Source organism: Corallococcus exercitus, assembly GCF_042231735.1.
Lineage (GTDB): Bacteria > Myxococcota > Myxococcia > Myxococcales > Myxococcaceae > Corallococcus > Corallococcus exercitus_B.
The window spans coordinates 5,398,170-5,415,788 of the sequence record NZ_CP102577.1 but is presented as its reverse complement, the minus strand read 5'-3'; the positions used below and the strand labels follow the sequence as shown (position 1 = coordinate 5,415,788).

At 69.8% G+C, this 17,619-nt stretch carries 14 protein-coding genes; 9 read left to right on the top strand and 5 right to left on the bottom strand.

The window, feature by feature from the left end; all coding sequences use genetic code 11:
* Positions 1 to 63: 63 nt before the first annotated feature.
* Together NR792_RS21145 and NR792_RS21140 are read left to right on the top strand one after the other, a co-directional pair.
* Positions 64 to 1,581 carry an alpha/beta hydrolase gene (locus tag NR792_RS21145; protein ID WP_375754478.1) on the top strand — a complete coding sequence of 506 codons (1,518 nt, stop codon included), beginning with the start codon at positions 64 to 66 and terminating at the stop codon, positions 1,579 to 1,581.
* Complete coding sequence (locus NR792_RS21140; protein ID WP_375761657.1) at positions 1,503 to 1,733, top strand: ATP-binding protein; 231 nt, start codon at positions 1,503 to 1,505, stop codon at positions 1,731 to 1,733. Before NR792_RS21145 ends, NR792_RS21140 begins: the two co-directional genes overlap by 79 nt.
* On the opposite strand, the gene NR792_RS21135 is transcribed toward NR792_RS21140, so the two are convergent.
* Positions 1,730 to 2,236 carry an SgcJ/EcaC family oxidoreductase gene (locus NR792_RS21135; RefSeq protein WP_375754477.1) on the bottom strand — a complete coding sequence of 169 codons (507 nt, stop codon included), beginning with the start codon at positions 2,234 to 2,236 and terminating at the stop codon, positions 1,730 to 1,732. The two genes, NR792_RS21140 and NR792_RS21135, sit on opposite strands and share 4 nt — an antisense overlap.
* Before the next feature lie 106 nt (positions 2,237 to 2,342).
* On the opposite strand from NR792_RS21135, the gene NR792_RS21130 reads away from it, so the two are divergent.
* The 5 genes from NR792_RS21130 to NR792_RS21110 all read left to right on the top strand — a co-directional run bounded on the left by NR792_RS21130 (position 2,343) and on the right by NR792_RS21110 (position 10,499).
* Positions 2,343 to 3,254 carry an RluA family pseudouridine synthase gene (locus tag NR792_RS21130; protein WP_375754476.1) on the top strand — a complete coding sequence of 304 codons (912 nt, stop codon included), beginning with the start codon at positions 2,343 to 2,345 and terminating at the stop codon, positions 3,252 to 3,254.
* Positions 3,255 to 3,469: 215 nt separating this feature from the next.
* Positions 3,470 to 4,297, top strand: coding sequence for a hypothetical protein (locus NR792_RS21125; protein WP_375754475.1), 828 nt, complete (start codon positions 3,470 to 3,472; stop codon positions 4,295 to 4,297).
* A gap of 165 nt (positions 4,298 to 4,462) precedes the next feature.
* Positions 4,463 to 5,971, top strand: coding sequence for an aldehyde dehydrogenase family protein (locus tag NR792_RS21120; RefSeq protein WP_375754474.1), 1,509 nt, complete (start codon positions 4,463 to 4,465; stop codon positions 5,969 to 5,971).
* Positions 5,972 to 6,184: 213 nt separating this feature from the next.
* Positions 6,185 to 7,363 carry an efflux RND transporter periplasmic adaptor subunit gene (locus NR792_RS21115; protein WP_375754473.1) on the top strand — a complete coding sequence of 393 codons (1,179 nt, stop codon included), beginning with the start codon at positions 6,185 to 6,187 and terminating at the stop codon, positions 7,361 to 7,363.
* 19 nt (positions 7,364 to 7,382) lie between these two features.
* Positions 7,383 to 10,499 (top strand): efflux RND transporter permease subunit, encoded by a 3,117-nt coding sequence (locus tag NR792_RS21110; protein ID WP_375754472.1) that lies wholly within the window; start codon positions 7,383 to 7,385, stop codon positions 10,497 to 10,499.
* A gap of 180 nt (positions 10,500 to 10,679) precedes the next feature.
* On the opposite strand, the gene NR792_RS21105 is transcribed toward NR792_RS21110, so the two are convergent.
* A complete protein-coding gene (locus tag NR792_RS21105) occupies positions 10,680 to 11,225 on the bottom strand; it encodes a DUF2378 family protein (protein ID WP_375754471.1) in 546 nt (181 codons plus the stop codon).
* Between the two features lie 165 nt (positions 11,226 to 11,390).
* A complete protein-coding gene (locus NR792_RS21100) occupies positions 11,391 to 12,158 on the bottom strand; it encodes a zinc-dependent metalloprotease (protein WP_375754470.1) in 768 nt (255 codons plus the stop codon).
* A 752-nt stretch (positions 12,159 to 12,910) separates the two neighbouring features.
* On the opposite strand from NR792_RS21100, the gene NR792_RS21095 reads away from it, so the two are divergent.
* Together NR792_RS21095 and NR792_RS21090 are read left to right on the top strand one after the other, a co-directional pair.
* Positions 12,911 to 15,139, top strand: coding sequence for a DNRLRE domain-containing protein (locus NR792_RS21095; protein WP_375754469.1), 2,229 nt, complete (start codon positions 12,911 to 12,913; stop codon positions 15,137 to 15,139).
* A gap of 70 nt (positions 15,140 to 15,209) precedes the next feature.
* Positions 15,210 to 15,950 (top strand): dienelactone hydrolase family protein, encoded by a 741-nt coding sequence (locus tag NR792_RS21090; RefSeq protein ID WP_375754468.1) that lies wholly within the window; start codon positions 15,210 to 15,212, stop codon positions 15,948 to 15,950.
* 88 nt (positions 15,951 to 16,038) lie between these two features.
* Here NR792_RS21090 and NR792_RS21085 read toward each other — a convergent pair whose 3' ends face one another.
* Together NR792_RS21085 and NR792_RS21080 are read right to left on the bottom strand one after the other, a co-directional pair.
* Entirely contained in the window at positions 16,039 to 17,157 is a 1,119-nt protein-coding gene (locus tag NR792_RS21085; RefSeq protein ID WP_375754467.1) for a hypothetical protein, read from the bottom strand.
* Entirely contained in the window at positions 17,103 to 17,612 is a 510-nt protein-coding gene (locus NR792_RS21080) for a phage holin family protein (RefSeq protein WP_375754466.1), read from the bottom strand. The genes NR792_RS21085 and NR792_RS21080 overlap by 55 nt, the downstream gene beginning before the upstream one ends.
* Positions 17,613 to 17,619 lie beyond the last annotated feature (7 nt).

The window sequence follows — 17,619 nt, the reverse complement described above, 5'->3', positions numbered from 1 at the left end:
AACAGGCTCTTTCAAGTCTTCGACAATTCCTGTAACCGCATCCGGACACGCCAAGGAGGAAACATGCGTTTCTCGAGGAGAGGGCTGACACGCTGGCTGGTACGGGTGGGAAGTGGGCTGCTGCTCGCGGGCGGCGGCCAGGCCCTGGCGGAGAAGCACACGCCGGCGGGCTTCGAGCCAGCACCGTGCTGGTTCATGTTGGCGCCAGATCAGGTGGAAGGCGAGACGGTCCGGTGCGGCTACGTCGCCGTCCCGGAGCGCCATGCCCGGCCGGACGGCCCGTGGATCCGCCTCGCGGTGGCCATCTTCGGAGCGCCCCGGGAGGCGAAGGCGAAGGATCCGGTGGTGCTCCTGACGGGAGGCCCGGGACTTCGCCTCGCCCAGCTGGAGAAGCCCCTGACGCGGGAGCGGGTGGAGGCCCTCGCTCCGGAGAGGCAACTCGTCGTGTTCGACCCGCGCGGCGTCGGGGGTTCCCAGCCCGCGCTGGAGTGCTGGGAGGTCGGCATGCCCTATCCGGACCCGCTGCTCCGGTGCGGCGATCGCCTGCGGAGCCAGGGCATCGATGTGACTGCCTATAACACCCAGGAGAGCGCCGAGGACGTGGAGGCAATCCGGCTGGCGCTGGGATTCCAGCACATCAACCTTCGCGGCTCCGCCTACGGCTCGCGGCTCGCGCTGGAGGTGCTCCGCCGGGCGCCCGAGCGCGTACGCAGTGTCGTCATCGACTCGGTGCTGCCACCGCGGGACAACCTCTATCTCCAGGCGGTGCCGGGTTTCGACCGCTCCCTGCGCGGGGTGTTCGAGGCCTGCGCCGTGGATGCGGCCTGTGATGCCCGCTATCCCGAGCTGGAGCAGGTCTTCTCCGAGGTGGTGTACTCACTGAGTGCGAGCCCCCTCGATGTGCGCTTCGAGACTCCGGAAGGTCGGCCCGGCCGCCTGCGGTTGGACGGGGCCCTCTTCATCCAGTTCCTGTCCGGCTTCCTCCAGGACCCGGCGATCCTCAAGACGCTTCCCGCCATGCTCCACGGTGCGAGGGAAGGGCGGACCGGGCTGCTCGGCAACGCCCTCGGCGCCTCGCCGATGCTGACGTCGTTCATGCGCCTCAGCTACGGAATGCACCTCTCCACCCTGTGCCGCGAGGATGTGTCCGCCACCAGCCCCGCGGCGGTGATCGCGGGAGCGGCCGGAGCGCTGCCGGAGCTCCAGGGCTTCTTCCTGCCCACGCAGCTCGGCATGTTCAGCACCTGCGCCCAGTGGCCCTCGGGCGCCGCGGATCCGTCCTGGTATGAGCCGGTGGTGTCCCGGGTCCCCACGCTGCTGCTCTCGGGAGACTTCGACCCCGTGACCCCGCCGGCCTTGGCGAGCGCCGCGGCGCGGACCCTCGAGCGCGGCCACCACGTGGTCATCTCCGGAGGTGCTCACGCGGTGCTCGACACCGACACCTGCGCGGCGGACATCGCCCGGGAGTTCCTGCGCAAGCCCACGGTGCGGCCCGACACCTCCTGCGCCGCCGCGAGCCGCATCGAGTTCCTCATCGAGCCTCCGGCCACTGCCGTTCCCCAGCCGGACGAGGCTCCCTAAGCCACGCCGCCCGGAACGCCGACCTGCTCTTCCAGGTGGTTTCCATACGGTATGCGCAACGCAGTCTCGTACTGACTTCCAAGCTGGCCTTCTGGGAGTGGACGGGCAGCTCTCCCAATGGGGCGTGCGCCACCGCGCTCATCCACATCTAGGGCGCGGGCCTGGGCGCCGGCTTCACGTCGGTGTTCTGGCCCACGACGATGCGCCACTGCTTCTGGGTGCGCTTGAGCACATACCGCATCTGCGTGCGCAGCAGCCCCTCCTCGGTGTTCTGCACGCCCGGAGGGAGGCCCGTGTGGCCGGTGACCTCGTGCACCGTGTCCACCACGGCGATGTCCTCGCTGGGGAAGCGGATCTTGCGCACGGTGACCTCGGCGTGGCTGGTCTTGAAGAGGGTCGCGAAGATGGCGGCGTGGCGCGTCTCAATCTCCGCGCGGCCCTGGAACACCGTGCCGACGATGTTGATGAAGTCGGCGTCGTCCGTGAAGTCCTTCGTCCAGGCCGCCGCGTCGTGGGCGTTCCAGGCCTCGGTCTGCGCCTTCACCAGTTGACGGAGGTCCTGCTCGTCCTGGGCGTGATCCGGGGCCGTGCACGCCGTGGACACCAACACCAGACTCAGCGCCGCGACGACTGCGAAGGAAGTAGAGCGTATCATGGCCGCAGTCTGCCATGAGGGACGGTGCTGGAGGGCAGGGGCTCGTCCTTCAGGCCGCGAGCCTTATCCAGGGGAGGATCCCCGCCCTGCTGGATAGAATGGACGGGTGACGTCCAACTCCGGCCTGAATGACGGCTACGTGTACCGCGAGCAGATTGAAGCCGGCGCCGGGCGCACCGCGCTTGCCTACCTGACGGACACGTACCGGCACTCCTCCGAAGCGGAGTGGCGCGACCGCTTCCTGCGCGGCGAGGTCCAGCTGGATGGCGTCACGGCGACCGGCGACGAGCTGCTGCGCGCCCGCCAGGTGCTCTGCTGGCACCGTCCGCCCTGGCAGGAGGGGGAGACGCCGGACAGCTTCGAGCTGGTGCACGAGGACGCGACGCTGCTCGCGGTCATCAAGCCGAGCGGATTGCCGACGATTCCCTCGGGCGGCTTCCTCAAGAACACGCTGCTCTCGTTCGTGAGGAAGCGCTGGCCGGAGGCCTCGGCGCTGCACCGTCTGGGGCGGGCGACCTCCGGGCTCGTGCTCTTCTCCCGCACGCGCGAGGCGGCCGCACGCCTTTCGCGCGACTGGCGCGAGGGCGGCGTGGAGAAGCGCTACCGCGCGCTGTCGGATGGGCTCGCGGCGCAGGCGCATTACGAGATCCGCGCGCCCATCGGGCTGGTGCCCCATCCCCTGCTGGGAACCGTGCATGGGGCGAACCCCCAGGGCAAGGCGTCGAGCAGCAGCGCCCGGGTGCTGGAGCGGCGTGACGGCCACACGCTCTTCGAGGTGCACATCCACACGGGCCGTCCCGAGCAGATCCGCATCCACCTGGCATTCATCGGCCACCCGCTCGTCGGAGATCCGCTGTTCGCCGCGGGAGGGCTGCCCCACGAGCACTCGCCCGGTCTCCCCGGAGACGGCGGCTACCTGCTCCATGCGGAGACGCTCGCCTTCACACACCCGCTGTCAGGGGAGCGCCTGCGATTGCACGCGCCACCACCTCCCGGGCTTATGACCACCGGCGGCTGACGACAGGCGCCTGCTGTCCTGGTCGCCTTCCGCACTTGAAGCGGATGACCGCCAGCCCGCACTTGGGCTGCTCCTCGGTCCAGTTCTTCCGCTGGCCACCGGTTTCCACCTTCGTCCCGGTTCCGACCCCCGAGAGGACTCGGGGCATCGGTCGGCGCTGCGCGCCCACCGTCTGGTGAGAACGCGGTCAGAAGACAAACAGGATGGGGAACGGGATGAAGAAGCTGAAATGGGCGCTGGGGTTCTTGTCGCTGCTCGCAATCACTGGCTGCTCCGACGACGTCTACGACGGGTACTACTACGACACCGCCTATTACGACCCGTATTACGGGGCGTACGACGCGGCGTGGAGCTACTATTGGGTCGATCCCGTCTACGGCTATTGGTACTACAGCATCGGCGGGGTGCTGCCGCAGTCCACCGTCAGCGGGCTGCCTCAGGCTCCCGTCGACGTGAACGCCGCGGCCGCCCAGCTCGCGGCGAACGCCTCATCCACCTTCACTCCCGCCGGCTGCGCCACCGCCACCGCGTCGGGCGCGACGGTGAACTACACCCTCGACAACTGCGCGGCGCAGGTCGCGCTCCAGCAGATCTCCGGCGACGTGCAGGTGGTGCTCGCGGACAACCAGGGGCAGCTCTCCATCAATGCCACGTCCTCCAACCTCACCATCAACGGAGCGCCGTACAACCTCTCCATGCAGGTCGCGAGCTCCTCTCCCGAGGGGGACCAGCGCAAGGTGACCATCACCTCCAACAGCTACTCGCCGGATCGCTTCGACTCGCGATCCTCCGAGAGCACCATCACGTGGGTCTCGGGCAGCGGGTGCTTCACCTTGGACGGCCAGTCGCGGTCCACACGGGGCGATCGCAACGCGACCACGACCGTCTCGGGCTACCAGCGCTGCGCCAACCAGTGCCCCTCGGCGGGGACGGTGACGACACAGACGAGCGAAGGGACGTTCTCCTCGTCATTCAACGGCTCCAACACCCTCGAGGTGACTTCGCCGGGGGATGACACCCAGACGTACTCGCTCGACTGTTGAGCCCCGGGGGGCGGCCGGGAGCGTTCGGTTCCCGCCCGCCATGCCCTTGTCTGCCTCCCCAGACGCACGGCGCGCGCATGTCGATATTCAGCCCATGCCGCGGCTTGTCATGAGCCGCGGCATGGACTGATTCGGCGCGAACCCGACGCGCGAGGAGGTGCAACCGTGCTGGATACCGAACCTGTTGGCGAGCCCCTTCCGCATCTTGAAAGCCGCCGCCTGCTTGCCGAAGCCCGGAGGGCCGTCCCGGAAGCCTTCGACGCTCAAGGCCGGCTGCTCTCGCCCATCGCTGGACGGTGGGCGCATCCCCCCGCCTGGTTCAACGCGGTCTCGCCCATCGACTGCAGCGTCCTCGCGGAGCTGCCGCTGCTGGGCGCTGGGCAGGTCGCCTCCGGCGTCGAGCAGGCCGCGGCGGAGTTCGCTCCCTGGGCTGCCCGTCCGCTCGAGGACCGCGCCCGGAACGTCGCGGAGGCCGTGGTGCTGCTCCATGCACACCGGGACCTGCTCGTCCGGGTCCTCGCCTGGGACATCGGCAAGACGCTGCCCACGGCCTCCAACGACGTGGACCGGTGCCTCGCGGGCATCGCGTGGTACCTGGAGCGGATGGGCCCGATGCTCGACGGCCGGAAGCCGCTCGGCCTCGTGTCGAACATCGCCTCCTGGAACTATCCCTTCTCCGTGCTGCTGCTCAACGTGCTCGTGCAGGCGCTCGCGGGCAACTCGGTCATCGCGAAGATTCCCACCCAGGGGGGTGGTGTCTCCCTCACGCTCGCCTTCGCGCTGCTGCGCCGCGCGGGCCTCCCCGTCTCGCTCGTCGGCGGGCGGGGCAGGGACCTCTCCGAGGCGCTCGTCGGCCACCCGTGCATCGCGGGCGTCGCCTTCATTGGCGGCCGCGCCAACGGCGCCGAGGTCCACCGCCGCCTGCGCGACACGGACAAGCGCTACGCGCTGGAGATGGAGGGCGTGAACGCCTACGCCATCACGCACTTCACGGACTGGGACGCGCTCGGCGCGCAGATTCGCGCGGGCTTCGACTTCGGCAAGCAGCGCTGCACCGCGTACACCCGCTGGGTCGTCGAACAGTCGCTCGTCCCCAGGTTCGTGCGGACGTATGTCGACACCGTCTCAACGTTGCGCGTCGGCAATCCGGTCCTGGGCGCGCACGTGGACTTCGGGCCCCTCATCTCCCCCAGCAAGGCCGAGGAGCTGCGCTCCCTCATCGCCGAGGCGCGGGAGCGGGGCACGGCGGTGCTGCATCACGGGGAACTCGCGGAGGACGCCTTCACCGCGCGACAGGAGCGGGGCGCGTATCTTCCGCCCGTCCTGCTCTTCGGCGTTCCGACAGACAGCGAGCTCTACTTGCGAGAACCCTTCGGTCCCGTCGATGTCCTGGTGTCGGTGGACTCCGAGGAGGAGCTGGTGCGGGAGGCCAACGTCTCCAACGGCGCGCTCGTGGCCTCGGTGGCGACGGACGACCCCGAGCTCGCACGGCGCATCGCCGCGCGGCTTCACGCCTTCAAGGTCGGCATCAACGCGCTGCGCTCGCGCGGGGACCGCGAGGAGTCCTTCGGCGGCAGGGGTGGCTCGTGGGCGGGCGCGTTCGTTGGCGGCACCCACCTGGTGCGCGCCTTCACCGACGGCCCCCATCCCATCGAAGGCAACTGGCCGGACTGAGCGCCATCAGGGGCGGCAATCCGGAAGACCTCCGCAAGCAGGGGCCCGTAACGGGCTTGTGACCTCTTCGCTTGGAAATCGCCCTGCCGGGTTGCCAACCGAAGAGGTCACAACCTGAACGGATTTTCAAGGGCGCAAACGCGGAACGGTTCGGCTACAGGGCGGCGCATTCCCTGACACGGCTGCACCCGTCAGCCGGTTCGAGTGCCCACGATGCATGCTCCTGCTCCTGAAGTGCCTCTCTCCTCACCGCGCCGTGCCAGCCGCGTCAAACGGTGGGTCATCGGCGTGCTGCTGCTGCTCGCGGTCTTCGCGGGGCTCGCCGCCGTCAAGGCGGGCCAGATCGTCGCGATGATCAGCGCCGGTGAAACCTTCGTTCCGCCGCCGGAGACCGTCACGTCCGCGCAGGCGGAGGCCTTCGGCTGGCAGGGGACCCGGAGCGCTGTCGGCACCGTGATTGCGCTCCGGGGCGTGACCCTGAGCGCGGAGCTGCCGGGCGTCGTCAACGACATCCGCTTCGAGAACGGCGCTTCGGTGAAGAAGGGCCAGGTGCTCGTCCAGCTCGACACCTCCAGCGAGGCGGCCCAGCTGACCGGCGCCGAGGCCGAGGCGGAGCTCGCGCGGCTGAACCGGGACCGCGCGGAGAAGCTCCACGCCCAGGGGGCCAACACCCAGTCGGACCTGGATGCCGTCCGGGCCCGGGCCACGCAGGCCGAGGCCACGGTGGCCCACCTGAAGACCCTCATCGCGAAGAAGACCATCCGCGCGCCCTTCGAGGGCCGCGTCGGCATCCGGCAGGTGGAGCTGGGGCAGCTCGTCTCCCCGGGCAACCCCATCGCCTCCCTGCAGTCCACCACCCCCGCGCTCGTGGAGTTCCAGCTCCCCCAGCAGGCGCTGGCCCAGGTGAAGCAGGGGCAGAAGGTGCGCCTGCGCGTCGACGTCTTCCCGGGGGAGTCCTGGGAGGGGGAGCTCACCACCGTCAACCCGGAGGTGGAGCTGTCCTCGCGCAACGTGCGCATGCGCGCCACCGTGCCCAACGCGGACGGCCGGCTCTTGCCGGGCATGTTCGCCAGCGTGGAGGTGCTCTCCGAAGCCAGTGAGCAGGTGGTGGCCATTCCCGCCACCGCGGTGCTCTTCGCTCCCTATGGGGACTCGGTGTTCACGCTCGCCGAGGGCAAGGACGCCGCCGGGAAGGCGGCCCTGCTGGCGCGGCAGCAGTTCGTGAGGCTGGGCGAGCGCCGGGGCGACTACGTCGCGGTGACGTCCGGCCTGAAGCCCGGGCAGACCGTGGTCAGCAGCGGCGTCTTCAAGCTGAAGAACGGCATGGCCGTCGTCGTGAACAACGCGCTGGCGCCGCCCGTCGAGGCCGCTCCCCAGCCGGTGAACCCGTAGGGACGCGGAAGGCGAACCCATGAACTTCACCGACCTGTTCATCCGGCGTCCGGTCGTGGCGCTGGTCGTCAACCTCATCATCATCATCGCCGGCCTGCAGGCCCTGCGCTCCCTCAACGTGCGGCAGTACCCGCGCAGCGAGAACGCCGACATCACCGTCACCACGGTCTACGTCGGCGCCAACGCGGAGCTCGTCCGTGGCTTCATCACCACGCCGCTGGAGCGCGTCATCGCCGCGGCGGACGGCATTGACTACGTCGAGTCCACGAGCTCGCAGAACGTCTCCATCATCCGCGCCCGGCTCAAGCTCAACTACGACGCCAACCGCGCCCTGAGCGAAATCAGCGCCAAGGTCGACCAGGTGCGCGGCGACCTTCCGCCTGAATCCCAGGTGCCCGTGATGGGCATCGAGTCCGCGGACAGCCAGTTCGCCATCGCGTACCTCAACTTCACCTCCGACTTCCTCGAGCAGAACGAGCTGTCCGACTACCTGGTGCGCGTGGTGCAGCCCCGGCTGTCCTCGGTGGAGGGCGTGCAGCGCGCGGACATCCTCGGGGCGCGCACGTTCGCCATGCGGGTGTGGATGAAGCCGGACCGGATGGCCGCGCTCAACGTCAGCCCCATCCAGGTCCGTCAGGCGCTCTCCGCCAACAACGCGCTCGCCGCCGTGGGCCAGACGAAGGGCTCGCTCGTCCAGGTGAACCTCACGGCGAACACGGGCCTGCGTTCCGTGGAGGAGTTCAAGCAGCTCATCGTCCGCAAGGATGGCGGCGCGGTGGTGCGGCTGTCGGACATCGCGGACGTGGTGCTCGGCGCCGAGGACTACGACACCGACGTGACGCTCAACGGGAAGACGGCCGTCTTTGTCGGCATCTGGTCGCTGCCCAACGCCAACTCGCTGGACGTCATGCAGCGCATCCGCCAGGAGATGGACTCGCTCAAGAAGGACCTGCCGGAGCAGATCCACGGCGGCGTCGCCTTCGACGGCACGGACTACATCCAGAACGCCATCGACGAGGTGGTGAGCACGCTCATCGAGACGCTCATCATCGTCGTCATCGTCATCTTCCTGTTCCTGGGCTCCGTGCGCTCCATCCTGGTGCCGGTGGTGGCCATCCCGGTGTCGCTCATCGGCACGGTGTTCCTGATGCAGGTGTTCGGCTTCACGGTGAACCTGCTCACCCTGCTCGCGGTGGTGCTGTCGGTGGGCCTGGTCGTGGATGACGCCATCGTCGTGGTGGAGAACGTGGAGCGCCACCTGCGTGACGGCCTGCGCCCGGTGGACGCCGCCCTCAAGAGCGCGCGCGAGCTGGTGGGGCCCATCATCGCGATGACGCTCACGCTCGCCGCGGTGTACGCGCCCATCGCCTTCCAGGGCGGGCTCACGGGCTCGCTGTTCCGCGAGTTCGCGCTCACGCTGGCCGGAGCGGTGACCCTGTCGGGCGTGGTGGCGCTGACGCTCTCCCCGATGATGTCCTCCGTGCTCCTGAAGGCGGGCCACGAGGACAAGGGGCTCGCGGGCGTCATCAACCGCGGCTTCGCGCGCCTGCGGGCCGCGTACGCCCGCTCCCTGGACAGCTCGCTGCTCGTCCGCGGGCCCGTCTACGCGGCGTGGATCTTCCTGAGCGTGCTCGCGCTGGTGATGTTCAACCAGTCGGCCCGGGAGCTGGCGCCCGTGGAGGACCAGGACTTCGTCATCGGCATCGTCAGCACGCCGTCCAACTCCACCCTGGATCAGCTGAAGCCGTCCGTGACCAGGACGAGCGAGCTGCTGATGGAGATGCCGGAGTCCAGCTTCAACTTCCAGATCGTCCAGCCGAGCAACGGCTTCTGGGGCCTGGTGCTGAAGCCGTTCAAGGAGCGCCAGCGGACCACGGCGCAGGTGATGGCGGAGGCGCAGGAGCGGGTGAACACCATCCCGGCGGTCCAGACGTTCACGCTCCAGCCTCCCGCGCTGCCGGGCGGTGGCAACTTCCCGGTGGAGTTCGTCATCGCCTCCACGGCGGAGGCGGACGAGCTCCTGGGCTTCGCGCAGCAGCTCCAGGAGAAGGCGACGCAGAGCGGGTTGTTCGCCTTCCCGCCCATCATCGACGTGAAGCTGGACCAGCCCCAGTCGGAGCTCGAGGTCGACCGGGAGAAGGTCGCGCAGCTGGGGCTGAACCTGGGGACCGTGGGAATGGACCTGGGGTCCGCCGTGGGCGGCAACTTCGTCAACCGGTTCAACATCGCCGGCCGCAGCTACAAGGTCATCCCGCAGGTCCTGCGCTCGTCCCGCCTCACCCCGGAGCAGCTCAAGGACATCCACGTCACCGGCCCGGACGGCAAGCTCGTGGCGCTGTCGGCCATCGCGTCCCTCAAGGACAAGGTGGCGCCCCGGTCGCTCAACCGCTTCCAGCAGCTCAATGCCGTGAAGCTCAGCGGCGTGGCCATCCGCCCGCTGGATGAGGCGCTCACCTACCTGGAGACGGAGGCCGCGCGCATCCTGCCGGCGGGCTACCGCATCGACTACACGGGCGAGTCCCGGCAGCTGCGCACGGAAGGGGACTCGTTCGCCCCGGCGTTCGGGCTGGCGGTGGTGCTCATCTTCCTGGTGCTCGCGGCCCAGTTCAACAGCTTCCGGGATCCGCTCATCATCCTCGCGGGGTCGGTGCCGCTGGCGCTCTTCGGCGCGCTGGTGACCACGTTCCTGCGGATGCCGAACCCGATGATGCCGTACTTCACGGACAGCTTCACCACCACGCTCAACATCTACTCGCAGGTGGGGCTGGTGACGCTGGTGGGGCTCATCGCGAAGAACGGCATCCTCATCGTGGACTTCGCCAACCGCCTCCAGGAAGAGGGCAGGACGAAGCTGGAGGCGGTGAAGGAAGCGGCCGCCGAGCGGCTCCGTCCCATCCTGATGACGACCGTGGCCACGGTCGCGGGCCACTTCCCGCTCGTGCTGGTGTCGGGCCCGGGCGCGGCGGCGCGCAACAGCATCGGGCTGGTGCTGGTGACGGGCATGGCGCTGGGCACGCTCTTCACCCTCTACTTCGTGCCGGCCATCTACCTGCTCATCGCCAAGACGCGCACCGGGGCCGCCAGCGAAGCCGTGGCGCTCCCGGAGCCGCGGGCCCAGCCCGACGCTGCCACGTAACGGAAGGCCGTGATGGGACGGCCCGGTCTGTGCGTCAGGCCGGGCGTCCCCTTGCTCAGCGCCGCGACAGCGCGAGCTTCGCGCCGAACGCGATGAACACGATCCCGGGGGTGATGGCGAGGATGCTCGCTGCCACGACGAAAGCCAGCAGGGATTGGGTGACTGTCATTGCTCGCGCCCCTATGGGTCCCAGCGCACGCGGTAGGAGCAGGCGTGGCCGTTGAAGTCGAAGGGCTCGACGCGAACGTGTTTCGCGCCGGCCCGGGTCAGCCCCGCTTCGATGATGCCCATCAGGTAGCCGGGGTTGCCATTGCACTCGCTGACCTTGATGGTGTGGTCCGCGCGGCCGTGGGTGATGAGCTCGGTCTTCAGGTAGTTGTTCACCGTGGCGAAGCTCTCCTGCATGCGGGAGAGCACCCGGTCCGGCCCGAAGATGGGCCACAGGGACACGAGCGCCTTGCCCAGCAGCGTGTGCTCCATGCCGGTGATGATGCCCACCCCCAGCCGCCGGTAGCCCTCCTGCGCATCCACCTCCGGATAGAGGTAGCGCGCGGTGATGCCCAGGGCCTCGGCGAAGACGCCGCGGGGTGTGTGGTGCGGCAGCTTCACGTCCAGGTCCAGGCCAATGGCGCGCAGCCGGTCCTTGAGCTCCGGCGTGAGGCGCTTGCCCACGGAGCGAAGGAAGAGCCCCTCGATGGCATGGCGGTAGACGATCTCTTCACTCAACGCGGCACCATTCCAGGCGTCCGTCCCAGCCGGGGGCAGGACGTGCGGGAGCATCCCTGGATTGGCGCTGCAATGCACTCGCGCGCGGGGTGAAGTCCCGTCAGCGAGGGAACCGCGGAGCCCCGCCGGGTCTTGCTCCGACCCGGGGGGCTGTCAGGCCAGCGCTTAGTAGAGGTAGTTCAACGCCGTGCGGTCAGAGCTGGTCCACTCGCCGCTTTCGTTCGAGCTGAAGCAGGAGTTCATCACCGAGCCGCCCCGCGTGGCCGTGGTCGGCGTCCCGGGGATGTGGATGGCCCCCACGTTGGACGCGCCTTCGTTACCGCCGCTGCCGCAGCTGATGGACCGGTCGTAGTAGTCCGAGTGGCGGAAGCCGAGGGTGTGGCCAATCTCGTGGGTGATGACGTGCTCGTTCACGTCCACGCTGTAGTCCTGCAGGCCGACGCCGATGTTGATGGTGCCGTAGGGCTTGCCGCCCTTGGGGAAGCCAGCCGAGCCGCCGACACCGCTGGTGGTCCTCGCGGAGATGGTCGCGGTGCAGTCGGACGCGGAGCCGCGCGCGAAGGTGAGGCGGAGGCCCTGGCTGTTGTAGTTCTCGATGGCCAGGTCGAGCCCCGCGCTGAGGCGGCTGTAGCTGTTGAACTGCGCGGTGGGGACGACGCAGATCTTCGTCACACTGGTGCCGACGAGGTTGGTCGTCCGGTACTGCTCCGCCGTCTCAGCGTCGGTCTGGAGCATCTCCCGGGAGGTCTCCAGGCTCACGTGGGCGTCGCGGCCCACGTACACCGCGTTGTCGACAACCATGATGTCATTGGCGGGGAAGCCCGCCTCGATCAGGTTGGAGACGATCTCTTCGTTCTCGCTCTGCGCATCGCCACCGCAGGCCGTCAGCAACGCGCCACAGCTCACCACGAGGACAGCCGCCTTCTTGAACATGTTCGTTGCCCCTCTGGATGTGGATCAGCCCAGCTCCTGGTCCCGGCACGGGAGCGCCGGGAGGAACTGCCCATGTTTTAGAGGGCCCCATCCGTAAAATCCAATAAAACAAGAAAATATCGTCAGGCGAACTTAGCGCGCGAGTGCGGAAACACCCGTCGACACGCGACAATGTCTCAGCACTCCCTACCGCGAGGGCTCGTGATTTCACGCAGAGCATGTTCGCGGCTTGCTTCATGTATGGGTCGTTTGTTTCAGCCTGCGCACTGCCGCATGGAGTGGCCTTCCACGCACGTTGGGCAAAGGACTTCGTCCGGTGGGCACGAGGTTTCCCCTCTGGACGGGCCCTGCGTTCACCAGCGCACGAAGCCTTCCTGGCGCACGCCGTGCATCGCGCGGACGTTGGAGGCCGGAGCGGAGGGGCTATGCAGCGCGGTGGCGTGGTGCGAGTGCTGGGAACGGTGGGGTTGGCGTTGCTGCTCACTCGCTGCGGGGAACCTTCGGCCCCGGAACCGGAGGCGTTGCCGGGCCCACCGGAGGCTGAAGCCCCGGAGCAACCGGTGGCACCCGTCCCGGACCCCGGGCCCGGGCCGCTCGTTCCGGATGCGGGCACTCCCGAGGAGCTGGAAGGCACGCCGGACGCAGGGCCTGCTCCAGGGCCGCAGGATGCCGGGAGCGGGGCGCCGTGGGACGCGGAGGCGACGGGCCCCGGAACCAGGCACCTGCTGGTGCTTCCCAGCGCGGACATAACGGTGGCGTCAACGTCGCCGTCCACGCCCCTGGGGACCCAGCCCACCCTGCGCGTGAACGGTGGCTCGGACGCGTACAGCCAGGTGCAGTTCGACGTGCCCGCGTTCCAGGGCGCGGCGGCGCGCGCGGTGCTGTGGCTCCATGTCCTGGAGGGGGACGCGGCGCCCGGGCTCTACCTCAACGTCCAGCGCTGGGACGAGCAGACGGCGACGTGGGATGGGCGCGCCTTCAACATCGCGCAGGTGCGGCTCGAGGGGCGTCCCGTCACGGCGGGGGCGTGGTTCGGCTATGACGTCACGGCGGTGGTGCGGAGTGGGGAAGCACTCAACTTCGGGCTGCTCGGGTACTCGAGCGGAAACACGGCCTTTGCTTCGCGCGAGCACCCGGACGCGGCGCTGCGTCCCCGGCTGAGCATCCGGGTGGATGCGTCGGTGGGTGCCCCCGTGGGCCCTTCGAGCGGCTGCGCGGCGCAGTGGACGAGCGTGGTGATGCCGCCCACCGACGATGCCACGCTCGCCTCGGGCGCCTCCGAGCCGCGGGGCAGTGAGCCCGACCTGGTGGTGGGCGGATCCGCTGGCAATCAGGCCCTCCTGCGCTTCTTCCTCCCACAGCGCTCAGGGCCGGGCCTCGTGCGCGCGCGCTTGCGGCTGCACGTGAAGGCAGGCCGTGGCCCGGCGCCGTCGCTGCACCGCCTCCCGGAGACGCAGGTGGACGAGGCGCGCCGCACCTGGCACGGCTCCGCGCCGGCCTCCGCGCTCACGGAGCCTGGCGAGGGGCAGGCCACTGTTGGCACCTGGGTGGAGTACGACGTGACGCAGCGGGTGTGGGAGCGCAACGCCTCGAGCTTCGCGCTCGTGCCCGCTTCACAGGACCTGCTGCGCTTCCACTCGCGCGAGTCGCCCGACGTCGCGCTGCGCCCACAGCTCCTCGTCACCTACGGAGAGGACTGCCGCGCGCGCGGCCCCGTGCCGGCGCTCACCTGGAGCCGCCAGCGTGGCGGTGACGGGAGGGATCGGCACAGCGACCTCGCGGCCCTGCCCGACGGCGGCTTCGTGATGGTCGGCTCGGGCGACATCGGGGGCCCTGGCCCCGGCTCCGAAGGGCACGCGGTGATTGCCCGCCACGCGGCCGACGGCGCCCTGCTGTGGAGCCGGACCTTTGCCCCCTCCGAGAGCAGCTGGGTGGCACTGAATGCCGTCGCCGTGGACGACGCGGGTGGCATCGTCGTGGCAGGCGGTTACGCAGGCGCGCCGGACCTGGGCGCGGGGCCGCTTCCCTCCGTGTCGCGCGGCCTCTTCGTCGCGCGGCTCGGCCCCACGGGAGACGCGCGCTGGAGCCGCGGCTTCCGCGTGCAGGGCTACACCGGCGTGACGGACGTGGCGCTGGATGCGGCGGGCAACGCCGTGCTGCTGGGCGCGCTCTCCCTCACGGCGGACTTCGGCGGGGGCGTGCTCGTGGGCGGCCCCTTCTCCGGCAGCCGCAGTGACTACACGGAGGCCTTCCTGCTGAAGCTGGATCCCTCCGGGGCGCACCTCTGGTCCCGCGTGTTCGACGATGACGCCGCGGCCACCACCGCGAGCACGCTCGCCCTGGAGGACTCGGGCCACGTCCTCGTCGGAGGCCTGTTGGGCGAGGGCGACATGGCCGAGCGCACGTGGACGCGCACGCCCTTCGTCTCCCGCGTCGCGCCCGACGGCACACCCCTGTGGACGTACCGCTTCACCGGGCTGGATGGGGAGGTGGTGAGCGTGGCGCGCGGGGCTAGGGGCGCGGTGCTCTTCGGCGCGAGTTTCCGGGGGAGCCGCACCCTCGCCGGGCGCCGCGTCGCGAGCGTGCAGGGGGAGGATGTGCTGTTCGGGGCCCTGAGCGCACAGGGCGAGCTGCTGTGGGTGAGGGATCAGCCGGGAGGTGGCTCCGGTTCGCTCTTCCGGCTCGTGTCCGATGCCTCCGGTGGCATCGCGCTCTTCGGCTGGAGCTCCGAAGGGGACCTGGGTGGGGGGAGTCTCGCCGGAGGCAACGTGCTGGCGCGCTTCGCTCCGGACGGCACCCACCTGTGGTCGCGCAGCCTGCGCCGGGAGTTCGGGTACGCAGGCAGCAGCCTCCAGGCCTGGCCAGGCGGCGGCGTGCTGCTGCTGGGCAGCATCCAGGGCTGGTACGCGCTGGACGGCGACCAGCCCCAATACTGGAGCCTTGGAGACGAGGACCTGCTCATGCTGCGCTTCGGCCCCTGAGGCCCCGGCCGCCGGGAGCAGAAGCGCGGGGGGCTCGCCAGACAGCACCGGGAACGCGCAGACTCCGCGCATGTCCGCTGAGTACCGCTTCCGCGTGGATGGCCATATCCCCGTCCTCAAGGTGCACGACGAGCCCCGGCCCGGCCCCGCCGTCGTCGTGCTGCATGGCCTGTTCTCGAAGGCAGACGACCAGCGCGGGGAGCTGGAGGCGCTCGCGAAGTGGGGCATGGCCGCCGTCGGCGTGGATGCCCCGCATCACGGCGCCCGGCGCGACGGCTGGCTCGACGGGATGCCCTCGCTCGGCCCGGCCGACTCCCACGCGCGCTTTCTCTCCTTCATCCGCGAGGCCGTCCCCGAGGTCTCCCGGGTCATCGACCACGTGGTGGGGGAGGGGCACTGGCCCATCGGGCTCGCGGGCGTTTCGTTCGGGGCCTACACCGCGCTGGCCGTGGCGGCCCAGGACTCCCGCGTCCAGGCAACCGTGTCCCTTCTCGGCTCGCCGGACTGGACGCCCCGGGATGGCCACGTCACGGACGCGCTGCGCGAGCTGATGCAGCACGCGCCCGTCCACCGTCCCTGGGACTGCGCGCGCCACCCGCTGCTCCTGCTGAACGCGGGGAGGGATCAGCTGGTCCCCGCGCATCAGGCCCGGGACTTCGCGCACCGGCTCTGGGGCGAGTTCCCCTGGCTGGGCTCGCACGTCGGGCACTACGAGTACCCGGAGTCGGACCACACCATGCGTGAGCAGGACTGGAACGACGCCTGGGGCCGGGCGCTCGGCTTCCTGCGGCGCACGCTCTACCGGGAGTGACCGGCGGCGCGGGCGCGGAATGGCTTCTGCTGGAGGGGGCTCCCGGGCCAGACAACCCGGGCCCGGGAAGGCCCCGCGCTTCAATCGCTCAGTGCACCTTCGGGGCGATCTGATCCAACGGCGGCAGCGGTGGGATTCCGCCGCTCGCGCCCATCGAGGTCGGGCCGGCGAGGGCCGTCTCGCTGTCCTGCTCCATTTCACTGCCCTCGAGCTTCTGGCTCACCTGGTCTCCCAGCTGGGACAGTCCCTCCTGCGCGCGACGCTTGGCGGGCTCCAGGAGCTGGCGCTCCTTGTCGGTGACCGGCAGCAGGCTCGCGGTGAGCATGCCCAGCGCCACCGCGCCGAGCGCGAGCGCCAGGGGCTGTTCCTCGAGGGCCCGGTCGTACCACTGCGAGGTGCGGCCACGGAGCGCCTGGGCCGACGGCACGCGCTCACGCAGGTGCGAGGCCTGGCTGCGCACGGTGTCCGCCGCGTCGTGGACGCGGCCGCGCACGGTGTCCGCCGCGTCGTGGACGCGGCCGCGCACGGTGTCCGCGGCGCCGCTCACCCGTTCCTTCATGTTCTCCGCGGTGGCCCCCACGGACTCCTTCGCCGTGTGCAGCGCTTCGCTGGCGCGGTCCTTGAGGTGCGAGCCCTCGTGGCCGCCCTCACCCACGTCCGCGCCGTATTCAGCGCGCGTGTTGTATTCAGGGTAGGGGATGTCCCGGCCCGAACCGTAGGCGCCGTAGTACTCACGCTCGGACTCGTGGAGGGGGATGCGCTCGCGGTAGCCCACCGGGACCCGCTCGTAGCCCCGGACGCGGTAGTCGCGCTCGCGGTACTCGCGCTCCTCGATGCGGGAGCGGAAGGCCCGCTTCATCAACATGGAGCCGACACCGGCCCCCAGGAGCGCGCCCAGCAGCCCCAGTCCACGTGGGGTGTGGGTGGCCTCATCCGTCCATTCATACGTCTTGCGCATCGCCGTCTCCTTTGCCTGCGATTTCCAGTCGAGCACCTTGTCCCGGGCCTGCTGTTTCAGCTCCTCGCGCTTCTCCGCGGCGAGCTGCTTCGCGTGCTCCGTCACCTCTTCCTTCTTCTCGAGCGCGAACTCCTTCGCGCGGGCCTTCAACAACTCGGGATTCGCGCGGCGGCCCAGCTCGTCCGCCAGCACGCTCATGCGTGCCCGTGCATCTGCGATTTCGCGGAGCGCATCGTCGTGCTCGCCCATTGGCTGTCCTCCTTGAGGGTCTGGATGGTCTTGCGCGGTGCATGCACCGTCTTGAGTCGTTTCGCGCCCACGGCGGCCATACCCGCCCCCGCGGCGATGAGCAGCACGGTCACCAGCAGCGCGCTGGCCCACAGGGGCATCAGCTCCGCGAGCGCGATGACCAGGAAGGCCACCAGCGCCATGGCGCCCAGGAAGAGCACCACGCCTCCCGCGGCGACCAGGCCGCCACCGGCCGCTGCCTTCTTGGCTTCGGCGCGCATCTCCGTGCGCGCCAGGGTGAGCTCCGCCCGGAGCAGGTGCCGGCCCTGCTCGATGAACTCGGAGACCAGGGTGCCGAGCGACTGCTCGCCCAGCCCTCCATCCGTCCTGAAGCCCTCAGCCTGGGGACGGGTCGTGGTTTCGTCCGCGTCCAGTCCCATGTACTGGCCGCGTGTTCGTGAGGAATAGGGGTCCATGGTCAGC